This window comes from Rhodospirillaceae bacterium (assembly GCA_028819475.1).
In the GTDB taxonomy this organism is placed as follows: domain Bacteria; phylum Pseudomonadota; class Alphaproteobacteria; order Bin65; family Bin65; genus Bin65.
In genome coordinates this window covers 1-11,856 of record JAPPLJ010000055.1, presented here as the reverse complement: position 1 = coordinate 11,856, position 11,856 = coordinate 1, and the positions used below count along the sequence as shown (strand labels likewise).

Annotated in this window: 6 protein-coding genes; 5 read left to right on the top strand and 1 reads right to left on the bottom strand. The window is 71.2% G+C overall.

The features are described 5' to 3' along the window. The first annotated feature begins 396 nt into the window (after window positions 1–396). Both OXM58_17180 and OXM58_17175 read left to right on the top strand, forming a co-directional pair. Window positions 397–2,250, top strand: a complete 1,854-nt coding sequence (locus tag OXM58_17180) for a hypothetical protein (protein MDE0150092.1) — start codon at window positions 397–399, stop codon at window positions 2,248–2,250. Beyond that, the gene (locus OXM58_17175) at window positions 2,196–2,792 is read left to right on the top strand and encodes an autotransporter outer membrane beta-barrel domain-containing protein (GenBank protein ID MDE0150091.1); all 597 of its coding nucleotides are present in this window, start codon (window positions 2,196–2,198) and stop codon (window positions 2,790–2,792) included. The genes OXM58_17180 and OXM58_17175 overlap by 55 nt, the downstream gene beginning before the upstream one ends. 166 nt (window positions 2,793–2,958) lie before the next feature. Here the strand turns inward: OXM58_17175 and OXM58_17170 are convergent, their stop codons facing one another. Next, entirely contained in the window at window positions 2,959–3,891 is a 933-nt protein-coding gene (locus OXM58_17170) for a LysR family transcriptional regulator (protein MDE0150090.1), read from the bottom strand. 1,203 nt (window positions 3,892–5,094) lie between these two features. Here OXM58_17170 and OXM58_17165 point away from each other — a divergent pair. The 3 genes from OXM58_17165 to OXM58_17155 all read left to right on the top strand — a co-directional run. Further along, window positions 5,095–8,151: a fibronectin type III domain-containing protein gene (locus OXM58_17165; protein MDE0150089.1), complete on the top strand. Its 3,057-nt coding sequence runs from the start codon at window positions 5,095–5,097 to the stop codon at window positions 8,149–8,151. Between the two features lie 78 nt (window positions 8,152–8,229). After that, window positions 8,230–9,432: a SwmB domain-containing protein gene (locus OXM58_17160; protein MDE0150088.1), complete on the top strand. Its 1,203-nt coding sequence runs from the start codon at window positions 8,230–8,232 to the stop codon at window positions 9,430–9,432. Between the two features lie 29 nt (window positions 9,433–9,461). Further along, the coding region (locus OXM58_17155; GenBank protein ID MDE0150087.1) for a SwmB domain-containing protein at window positions 9,462–11,856 on the top strand (2,395 nt) is incomplete at its 3' end.

The window sequence follows — 11,856 nt, the reverse complement described above, 5'->3', positions numbered from 1 at the left end:
ATCGACCGGGGCGGCCGGTGCCTGCGCGGCAGGGAGTTGATCGATGGATTCGGCCATTGCAATCGGATGCCAGTGTCAATGGTGCCGTTCCCAAATGCGGCTCCCGTCGGATGACGAAGCCGGGCGCCGGCCCGGCGCACGTCGTCGGCATGAGGCCGGCGATGCCGCCCGACCCGGCCCGCAGGACGTCCCGATGCTCGTGGCATTCTCGCCGGCGGAAGCCTGCGGCGGGCCGGGCGAACCCGCAGGGTGGGGACCGGTCCTGGAAGGAGAGGCACCCTGGGAGACCGTGCTCGTACCGCGCGGCACATCAAGATGAGGCCTCCCGCGTTCCCGGGTCTTCGGCCGGACAGCGGCCAGAGCGTTCCCGTTGCAGTTCAGGAGGCGGTTCCTGCCGTGCCGGGCCCCTCGGCCGGATTGCGCCCGCCGGTAGTGCTGCAAGGCATCCGCGTCGCGGCGGCGGCGCTGGCCGTGTCGGCGGTCCTGGCGTCCGGCTTCGGCGGCGCGGCCCGGGCCCAGACCCCCCAGACCGCCGTGTGCAGCAACACGCCCGGCGCCGGCGAGAGGGTCGAGTGCGAAAACAGCAACCAGGCCAAGATCGATATCGACCTGGACGGGGTCGATATCACGGCGACGGACGACGATGAGTCGGCCATCTACCTCCGCAAGCAAGGGACCGGAAGCGGCGGCGCCATCGACCTTTCGATCACCGGCAGCTCGATAAAGAACACGGCATCGAGCGAGGAACACCTCGTTTATATCCGGCACGACGGCTCCGGGGATATCGGCATCGAAGTCCGCGACAGCTCGCTCACGAGTCTGGGCGAACAATACGGCATCAGAGTCTGGACGGTTAACGCCAAGAAAACCCTTACCGAATTGCACACCGGCGATATCGACATCCTGCTCGACGGGGTAACGCTGTTTTCCGCCGGCAATGACAATCTCCAGGTCCAGGACGTCCGTTCCGGAGACATCACAATCCGGGTCCGCGACAGCGTCTTCACCGGAACCGGCACAAACAGCCGCGGCATTCTCGCCGCTTCAGAACGCGGCGGCACGGTCGATATCGCGGTCTTCGGCGGCTCGATCACGACCGGGGGCGACGGCGCCAGCGGCATCGTCGCCCAGAAATCCGGGACCGGCGCCCAGGCCTCCGCCGATCCTATCAGGGTCGCGGTGGACGGCGTCACGATCAGGACCACGGGCGGGTATCCAGCCGGCGAAACAAGGTCCCAGACGATTTTCGGGTCGCACGGCATCGGCGCCGAACACCGGGGCTCCGGCAGCGTCGATGTCACGGTCCGGGGCGGGTCGATTACCGTGACTGGCGCCGGCCAGCACGGCATCGCGGTCGGCGGGCTCACGGTGGACGGCAATACCCTGTACGCCACGAGCGGCCGGGACGCGGACGGCTACCGCAGGCAGACCGTATGGGTGGACGCCCCGGTATCCGGCGGCTCGGGCACCGGCGCGGGCGTCGCGCTTTACGGCGGCGGCAGGGTGATCGTCGGCCCCAACGCCCGCATCGGCGCGGCGTCGGGGACCGCGATCCGGGCCGCCATCCGCACGGGCCAGGCGGCGGCGGACGATCCCAAGCTGCATGTGGAACTATGGGCCGGCGGCCGGCGGATCGCGGACCTGCTGATCGGCAACATCGTCAACGAGGGCGGCGCGTCCTACACCACCGTGGCGGTCAACGGCGTCGTGCTGATGGACGGCGGCACGGTCGCCGAGGGCGTCATGGCCGCGAACGGCGCGCGCAACGTGTGGCTGCGCGCCGGCGCGAACGGCGCCAACCTTGAAGCGGCGGACTTCCTGGACCGCTGGGCACCGCGGGCGGCGGTCTACGAGGCGCTGCCGGGCTTCCTTCTGCGGCTGGACGAGGCGGGCGGCGGGAGCGGTCCCGGGGCGCCGGCGGGGGATGTCGGCGGCGGGGAGGGACGGCTGCGGACGCCGGGCTCGCCCCTGTGGCTGCGCGTCGGCGGGGCGCTGGGCGCCTACCGGCCGCAGAGCGCCACGGTGGGCGCACGCTACCGCTACACCCGCTATGCGGCGGAGGCCGGCTTGGATTTCCGGCTCGGCGACGATCTTACCGGCTGGGCCGGGCTGCGGCTGGTCTCCGGCTCGGCCCGGGTTTCTTCGGCGGCCGGCGGCGGCCGGATCTCCGCCCTCGGCTACGGCTTGAGCGCCGGCTGGCCTGGCAGCACGAAGAAACCGGCTGGTACGCCGAGGGCCGCGCCTCGCTGACCCGCTACAGCGCGGAATTCTCGTCGTCGGGCCTTGGCGGCCTCAAGAAGGGCGCGGCCGCCTGGGCCCATTTCCTCGGCGTGGAGGGCGGCCGGCGCTTCGGGCTGGACGGCGGCAAGACGACGCTCGCCGCGCGGGCCTGGCTCCACCGGTCCGGCGTGTCGATGGGCCGGTTCCGGGATGCGGCGGGCTCGCGGCTCTCGGTCGGCGGTTCGAACCGGCTCCGGATCGGCGCCGGCGTCGCCGCCGAGACGCGGCTGACGGGAAGGGTGTCGCGAAAGACGGCGGCCCCGCCAAAACGGGAGGACGGGCTGACGCTGCACGGTTCGCTGGGTGCGGAGCAGACCCTCGGCGGCGGGACGGAAATCACGGTGTCCCGCGAAACGCTCAACTCGGAAGCGAAGGCGACCCGGCTCAGGATCGGCGCGGGCGGAACCTGGCGATGGGGCGGCATGGCGCTGAGCGGCACGCTCGCCGCGGACGGCCTGGTTTCGGGCGACACTGCCTACGCCGCCCGCCTCGACCTCAGGGTCCGGTTCTGAGAACCGACCCTGCGCCGGCCGGCGGCTTCCTCCCTCCTCCCGCCGGCCGGCGGCGCCCGGCCGGGCCGAGTCCGGGGGTGCGGTGTAGACCTTGCCTTGCCGGCTTGGTCCCCGCCGTGTTTCCTGGTGTGTTCCCTGGCGTGATTCCTGTCGCGTTCCGTCCCGCTCAGGCGCCGGCAGCCGGGCTCGCGAGGTGCGCGAAGGCGTCGAGACAGCGGCGGGCGACCGGCCGCTGGCGTCCGCGTCCGGTGAGCCTGGCGAAGCAGCTCCGGCCGGTTTCGACGAAGCCGTCCGCGACCGTGACCAGCGTCCCCGCGTCGAGGTAGCTGTCGATGAAGTGACGCCAGCCGAGCGCGAGGCCCTGTCCGGCGACGGCCGCTTCGAGCAGGTAGACATAGTCCTCGATGCCGGTGTAGCGCGGCCGGGGCGTCGGATAGCCCGCGGCTTCGAACCAGTCGTGCCAGGTCACCCAGCCCCGCGGCGGCCGCGCGAGCCTGAGAAACGGCAGCGCGCCCCACGCCGCGACGGGCCCGGCCAGGACCCGCGCGTGGGTCGCGGCGAAGCCGGGCGAGCACACCGGCGTGACGGCCTCCTCGAAGACCGCCACCCAGTTCCCGGGCGCGCCGTCGGACTTGCGGTAGGTGAGCACCAGATCGGCCTCGTTGTCGCCCAGACGGTCGAGCACGTCGGGGTCGAGGGTCAGGATGCGCAGGCAAACGGTCTCGCCCATCGTCCGGCGCAGGGCCGGAAAGCGGGGCATCACGAACTGGCGCGAGGTCGACGGGCCGCAAGCGATCACCACCCGCTCGTCCTCCGCCAGGCTCGCCGCCGAAAGCGCGCCCGAGGCGATGCGCTCCAGGCCGATGGCGACGGCGCGATGGAAGATCGCTCCCGGCGGCGTGAGGACCACGGCGCGGCGGCTGCGCTCGAACAGTTCGACCCCGACGTCGCGCTCCAGTTCCGCGACGTAGCGGCTGACGGAGGGCTGGTGGATGCCCAGTTCCTCGGCGGCGCGCACGAAGCTTCCAAGGCGCGCGGCGGCCTCGAACGCCCGCAGGGCGTTGATCCGGGGCAGCGGGCCGGCAGGATAGTTCAGCATGACGGCGCCGGGTTCCCTTCACGGACGATCGCAGTCTCTCACCAGCATAACAGTTTCGCTATCGATTTCAGCAAGAAAATGCATTTCACAAGCCGTCCGTGATTCTCTACCAACGTCCGCCTTGGCTGGCACGGTCAGGGAATCGATCGGGGCGGTGGATCGATGGATCCGGCCTGCACCATCGGGTGTCGGCGTCATTGGTGCCGTTCCCGAAGACGATCCCTGTCGGATGACGAAGCCGGGCGGCCGGCCCGGCGCAAGTCGTCGGCATGAGGTCGGCGAGGCCGTCGCCGTCCGTCCGGCCTGCAGGATGTTCAAGCGCTTGCGAAATCCTGCAGCGGGCCGAACCAGTCCGCGTCGTGGAGAGCGGCATTGGAAGGAGAGGCATCCCGGGAGACCGCGGTCGTACCACACGGCGCCACGAGATTGGGGACGAATTGTATCCGCAGGGGCACGGCCGGACAGCGGCCTGGGCGTCCCCGCTGCGGTCCTCAAGGCTATTCTTGCCGTAGCGGGCCCTTTGATCGCTTCGGCCGGATGGCGGGGGCAAGCGCCGGCCAGATTACGCCCGATAACTGTCATTATCGGGCGCCATTCTGTCAAGTCCCGTTGATTTGCCTGGCCGTCGTCCGCGCCCGTCCACCGCCTGAAAGTCCATGTAATCCCTCGCATTCCTTATAGATTGTAGTGTCCGCGCCGGCCCCGCCGCCGGCGCCAGTTGACCTGTGTTGACGCCGGGTTCCTGCCATATCGCCCCGGCGACCCTGCCGCCCGGCCCGCACCAGGCGTCTCGCACGATGCCTCCGGACCGCTGAGCAAGCACCCCGTAATCCCGCGTTTCCGGCGGTTTCCGGGCGCCGCGCCACTGCCCGGCCATCCCTGCCCGACCCGCCGAGTTGCGCCCGATAATGACAGTTATCGCGAGCAATCCGGCAACGGTTCGGGTTCGCCGATGGGCAGGTACGGGGTCGCTTCCCTGGGTGTTCGGGGAGTGTTCGGGCAAGCTGGGAAGAGGCCTGCCAGCCAGCCAGCCAGCCAGCCAGCCAGCCAGTTAATGATGTGCGCCGGAGCCGGAGCGCCGCCGCGCGCGAGGCGCAGCCGGATTCTGCCGGCATGAGCGGGCGCCCGGGGACCGGGCGCGCCGGCGGCGCAGACGCCCGGCGGCGCGGCTCCCGCACTTTGCTTTGCGATACCAACATGAGGATGGCGTCGATGCTTCACCGGACGACGGCACAGGACTGCGCGGCGGACGCCAGGGGCCGCTCCCTCGACAGGCTCGGGACAGGGACTTCGACAGGATCAGGGCAGGAGTCGAGCTGGCGGGCGCGCCGGTCCCGTCTCGCGCGGCCGGGCGGCGCGGTAGCCCGCCTGCTCGCCGCCGGCCTGTTCCTGCTCGCCGTTGCCGCGCCGGGGCCGGCGCTGGCGCAGACCAGCGAGAAGCTGGTCGGCAACACCGGGCAGACCAGCACCACAAGCGGACCTGAAACCAACACGGATCTCGCCCAGGCGTTCACGACGGGCAGCGACGCCTCCGGCAAGAAGGGCTTCAAGCTGACGGCGGTGAAGGCGAAGATCATCGGGCACAGCAGCGCGCCGACCTACACCGCGCACATCTTCAAGGCGAACACCCAGACCGGCCTGCCGACCGGCAGCAGCCTGGGTACGTTCACGAACCCGTCTTCGCTGGCGACCAGCGGGATCGTGACCTGGACGGCGACCGGGGGCGGCATCGATCTGGACGCCGGCACGGGCTACCTCTTCGTCCTGGACGTGACGACGGTGGGCAGTGTTGCCTTTGCTCTCACGAATGCGGACGCCGAGGACGGAACGCCGGCGTCGGGCTGGTCCGTCGACAACGTTTACGCCCTGCGGTCGGGCATTGCCAACAACATTGCCTGGGGCAGGCCTTCCGGCAGCCCCGCGATGCAGATCGAGGTCCACGGCTACGCCAAGCAGGCGCCGCGGAGCCCGTTCGCCCCGGTGCAGACCGCCGGCGTGCTGGTGGACAACTACAATCTGCAGGAGGAAAATCAGTTGATCTCGCCGGATTTCACCGGCGACCTCGCCCAGGGGTTCACCACCGGCAGCGCCCCCGGGGGCTACACGCTGACCGGCCTGGATCTGCCCTTCGTTTTCACCGGCACGAGGCCGGTCTACAGCGTGGAGATCCGGACGAGCGAACCGTCGGGCAGCCGTGCGATCCCGACGGACACCGTCGAGGGCACGCTGACGCTGGCCTCGGTGGACGGCAGCAGCCACAGTTTCACGGCGGTGGGCGGCATCGACCTGAAGCCGAGCACCACGTATTTCGTGGTCATCGACGCGACCGGGAACGCGGACAACTACCATTGGGCCGGCAGGCGTGAAGGCTACGACCAGGTTGCGGGCGCCGCGGGGTGGCGCATCGAGGACTACAGCCTCAACCACGTTCACGGATCATGGGGGCGGACCCTCTTCCAGAACGTGAACATTGTCCTCCGCCTCACCGTCCACGGCTACATAAAGAACGCCTTCCCGCCGGACGCGCCGGCCGCGCCGACGGTGAGCGCGGTGTCGGGCAAGGGCGGCCAGCTGTCGGTGAGCTGGGACGCGCCGGCCAACGACAACGGCTCGGCGGTCATCGACTACGACCTGCGGTATTTCAAGGGCAGCTCGGACCCGACGAACGAGGCGGACTGGGTCGATGAGGGCTTTGGCGGGCAGAGCGGCATCCCGAGCATAGGCACGGCGACCTCGGCGACCCTCTCGGGCCTGGCGCCGAGCAGCCAGTACCGGGTGCAGGTGCGCGCGGCGAACGACATCGGCGAAGGCGCCTGGTCGGACTCGGGCTCGGGCACGACCAACGCGGCCGGGACCAACAACGCGCCGAAGCTGTTCGAGCGGAAGACAGGCGACGCGGACAACGCCTGCCAGGAGAAGACCGACACCTCGACGCCGACGGCGACCATCAATGCGCCCACCGGCACGCTGGTTTCGCTTTCGCCCATCTACGCCCGCCAGTCTTCGGGGGACACGGCGGAATGGCCGGACATCTGTACCGGCACCGACCGGGCTGTCCCCAACTTCGACGACCGGGACGCCGAGCCGCTGTCCTACACGTATTCGTACACGCTGCCGGACCGTGTTCGGCTGGTGAATGACACCCCGCGCATCGTGACCTCGACTAGCCAGGGCAAAACGGCTGACAGATTGTTCGTTCGAGCCCAAACCGCGGGCACGCCACCAGTGGACATACGGATCGACGTCACGGCCACGGACCCGCAGGGCGCCTCGGTCAGCACGCATTTCATCTTCCAGTCCGCCTCCTTCCCCAACGCGGTGGGCGCGCCGAGCCTCAAGGCGCCGGGCCTGGTGCGCTTCGTGCGGAACAAGCGCGGCAGCGCGGTGCTGCCGGCGGCGACCGGCGGCGACCGGCCGCAATACGGCTATCTCTACCATGTGAGCGGCCTGCCGCCGGGGCTCAGCTTCGATTCGGATACCCGCACGATCTCGGGCACGCCGACGGCGGCGGGGACCTGGACCGCGACCTACACCGCCGACGACTTCGACGGGCACTATTCGCGCAACAACAGCCCGACGACGGCGGACACGAACGACGCGGCGAGCCAGACCTTCATGGTGCGGGTCGATCCGCCGTCCGGCGGCACGCCCACCATCCAGGGGCTGTGGGGGGTCTCGCTGCCGGCGCACGATTCGGACACGCCCAGGGACGGCGTCTACGACACCTACATCCGGGGCGACAAGATCGCGTTCCACGTCCAGTACGACCGGCCGGTCAAGCCGACGCTGCCGAAGAAGAACAGCCGGATCTCGCTGCGCATGCATCTGGGCCCGGACAGCGCCGGCACCACGAAGCGGGCCAACCTGGAGAGCATCCTGTACGGCGGGCGGGTGCTGCGTTTCGTCTACGAGGTGCAGGCCGGCGACACGGACACGAACGGCGTCTGGATCCAGACCGCCTCGTCCACCAACAAGCAGGTGATATTCCTGGCCAACGACGCGAGCCTGGTCGATGCGGTGACCGGCGTGGATGCCGGCCGGACCCTGAGCGGGCTGCCGACCGCGGGCGGCCAGCTCCCGGGCGCCGAGCGGTCGAAGGTGAACGGCTCGCTGACGACCGCCAACGGGGTGCGGGTGACGGGCGCGGAGGTCGACGGCGCGACGCTGAAGGTGCGCTTCAGCGCGAACCTGAACACGGCCGGGGTAGACACGGGCCTGCTGGCCACCGAGCTCGGCGTGCAGGGGGCGGGCGACGTCTAGGGCGAGACGGTCACCTCCCAACACCCGGACGGGGTCTCGTTCGCCTCGGTGACGCACGAGGGCGCGACGGTGACGGAGATGCGCCTCACGCTGAGCCAGCCGGCGCGGCCCGGCCAGCGGGTGAGGCTGCGCTACTGGGGCAGCCGGCTGAAGAGCACGGCGAACGTCCAGGTGCCGCGTTTCGGGCAGCTCGAGGTGACCAACGTGACCGGCGGCGCGGCGGCGATGGCGCCGGCGCCGCTCTACGGCTCGGCGGCGGGGAGCACGGTGACGGTGCGCTTCACCCGGGCGCTGGCCGAGGACTCGGCGCCGACGGCGGGGGCCTTCCAGGTGTGGACGCGGGACCGCAACAATGACGGCCGCACGATCTGGGGCATGGCGACGGCGACGACTTCGGTCTCGGGCGACACGGTCACGATCCCGCTGGACGGGAGCGTGAAGGCCGACGAGCAGTTGAGGGTGAGCTATTTCAAGCCCGCCTCGGGGCCGGTGCTGAAGGACCGGCTGCTGAACACCGAGGTCGCGTCGTGGCGGGACTTCCCGGTCTATTCCAACCACGACGTCACCCCGCCCGGCGCACCGTCCATGGTGGTGTTCCAGCATCCGTCGGTCACCACCGCCTCGACCGTGGTGCTGTATTTCGAGAAGGCGCTGGACACGGGCTCGGTGCCGGCCGCCGCGAACTTCACGGTGAGCGCCGCCGGCAGCACCGTTACGACCACGAGCTATTCGGTGACCAACAACAGCGTGATTTTCGGGGCCAACGCCGCGTCGGTCTCCGGCACGACCGACTGGCGTGTCGTCTACGACCCCGATGCGACCGGCGGCACGCCGATCCGGGACGAGGCCGGCAACCGGGTGGCGGGCTTCACCCTGGATCGGACGGCCACGTCGCCCAACAAGCCGGCGCCGGCAACCCAGGCTATGACCGTGGACGGGGCTACGTTGGAAATTCTCTTCGGCGCCACCGACTGGCTGGACCCGTCCAGCGTGCCGGCGGCGTCGGCGTTCACCTTCCACAACACCGAGTCGCCCGCCGCCGAGATCGACATCGGCATCGAGGACATCTCGGTGACATCGAAGCGGCTGATCCTCCTGCTCGAGAACCCGGTGCCGCCCTGCGCCGGGATTACGGTGACCAACAACATCGCGTTCCGGATCACCTACACCAAGCCCGCGACCAACCCCCTCCGGGGCCTCGGCGGCACCGGACAGGCGGACGGGTTCGGGCCGCTGAACGTGCAGAACCAGCGGACGGACCGGTGCAGGCGGATCCGATGAGCCGGCAACGCGAACGGGAGGAAAGGCAGATGACCATGCACCGAATCCGGAACCTGGGCCTCCTGGGCCTGATGGCCCTGTCCCTGTCCCTGTCCCTCGCCCTGCCGGCCGGCGCGGCGCAGGCGGCGCGCCATGCCGTGGCCGGCAAGACCGTGACCCTCGATCTCGGCCACACCCTGGATCAACGGAAGATGCTGGACCCGGCGGATTTCACCGTGACGGCCGCCGGCACGGCGGTGGCGGTGCTGTCCGCCTCCTTCGCGAAGACCGGCACGGGCGTCGCCCTCGGCCTCGCCCGCGCGCCGGCCGCCGGCGCGGCGGTGACGGTCACCTATGCCTGGCCGTGGTCGGGCGAGGGGCTGTGGACCGCGTCCGGCGACCAGATCGACCGTTTCACGCTCAGCCTGCGGGCGGGCGGGACGGCGGCGGACCCGGCGGCGCTGAGCGCCTCGTTCCACGGCCTGCCCGCGGCCCATGACGGCAAGAAGCGGTTCGGCTTCGAGCTGCGCTTCGGCGAAGAGGTCCCGGGTCTGACCCTGACCGCGGTCAAGGCCGCGCTGACGGTGACCGGCGGCCGGACGATCGACGTCAGGCGCACGGTCAGGGGCAGCAACGGCAGCGTGACGGTCCGGGTGCGGCCGGCCGGGGCCGGGGCGCTGACCCTGGCGCTCAAGGCGACGGCGGACTGTGCGGCAACGGGCGCGATCTGCGCGCGCGGCGGGAAGAAGCTCGCTTCGCTCTCGGCGACGGTGCCGGGTCCGGCCGGCAACGCGCCGGCGACACCGGAATCGTCGGCGCTGACGGCGTCGTTCGTGGGCCTGCCGGCGGAACATGACGGCAGCGAGCGGTTCGGCTTCGAGATCCGCTTCTCGGATGAGGTCGCCGGGCCCGCGCTCAGGGCGGTCGCGGCCGCGCTCCGGGCGAGCGGCGGCAAGGTCGTGGCCGTGAAGCGCACGGCGGCCGGGCAGAGCCGGAACTTCACGGTGCAGGTGCAGCCGGACGGCACGGACGACGTGACGGTCAGCCTGCCGGCGACCGCGGACTGTGCGGCAACGGGCGCGATCTGCGCCAGCGGCGGCAGGAAGCTGGCGGCGCTCACGGCGACGGTGCCGGGCCCGGCCGGGCTCTCGGTCGCCGACGCGAGGGCCGACGAGGGCCCGGACGCGGCGGTCGCGTTCACGGTGACGCTGAGCCGGGCGGCCGCCGGCACGGTGACGGTGGATTATGCCACGGCGGACGGCACGGCGACGGCGGGCCGGGATTATACGCAGACCGGCGGCACGCTCTCCTTCGCGGCGGGCGAGACCGAGAAGACGGTCAGCGTGCCGTTGCTCGACGACGCCCATGACGAGGGCGAGGAGACCTTCGCGCTCAATCTCTCGAACCCGTCCGGGGCGGTCATCGCCGACGGCGAGGCCACGGGGACGATCGTCAATTCGGACCCGCTGCAGAAGATCTGGCTGGCGCGCTTCGGGCGCACGGTGGCGATCCAGACGGTCGAGGCCCTGGAGGGGCGCTTCGCCGTCCGGGCGGGCGCGGCGCCGCGCATGACGGTGACGATGATGGGCCGGACCCTGGACCTGGCGCAGACCGGCGAGGGCCAGATACTGACCGCGGCGCTGACCGGGCTCGCCCGGGCGTTCGGCGCGACTCCCCCGAACAATGCGGCCAACGGCAACGACCCGTTCGGCAACGACCGGTTCGCGCGGCACGATATCGGCGCCCGGACCGGAACCGGCGCCCGCGGCCTGGCGCCGGCGCGGCGGCCGACGATGCGCGAGCTGCTGCCGGGCAGCGCGTTCCACTTCACGACCGGGGAGATGCCGGGCCTGGGCGGCGCGATGACCAGCTGGGGCAAGGTCCTGTCGGACACGTCGGGCGGCTCGGGCGGTTCGGGCAGCCTGTCGTTTGCGGGCGAGACCGCGACCGGCGTGCTGGGCGTGGACTGGGAGGGCGACTGGCTGCTGGCCGGCGTGGCGCTGTCGCGCACCGTCGAGAGCGGCGGCGCCGCCTTCGCGCCGTCGGGCACGGACTACGGCATCGAGGGTACCCTGACCATGGTGACGCCCTACCTGCGCGTGCGCGCGGGCGAGGGCCTGTCCTTCTGGAGCGCGCTCGGCTCGGGCGGCGGCGCGATGACGCTGTCCTGGGACGGCGTCTCGCAGACGGCGGACATCGCCATGCGGCTTGCCGCCGCCGGCGGCCGGGCCGAGCTGCTGCGGCCCGGCCCCGATGGCGGGCTGGCGCTGGCGCTGAAGGCGGACGCCTTCTTCGTGCGCACCCGCTCGGCGCGGGTCTCGACGCCGGGCGTGGGCAACCTGGCGGCGGCGACCGGCGACGCCAGCCGGGTGCGGGCGGTGCTGGAAGGGTCGCGCGCCTTCGCGCTGCCGGACGGCGGCGCGCTGGAGCCGTCGCTGTCGCTCG

What these genes read in the sequence shown, in the direction of transcription:
- OXM58_17170 (MDE0150090.1), bottom strand. Translation starts at nt 3,891, where the DNA reads ATGCTGAACTATCCTGCCGGCCCGCTGCCCCGGATCAACGCCCTGCGG.
- OXM58_17160 (MDE0150088.1), top strand. Translation starts at nt 8,230, where the DNA reads ATGCGCCTCACGCTGAGCCAGCCGGCGCGGCCCGGCCAGCGGGTGAGG.
- OXM58_17165 (MDE0150089.1), top strand. Translation starts at nt 5,095, where the DNA reads ATGGCGTCGATGCTTCACCGGACGACGGCACAGGACTGCGCGGCGGAC.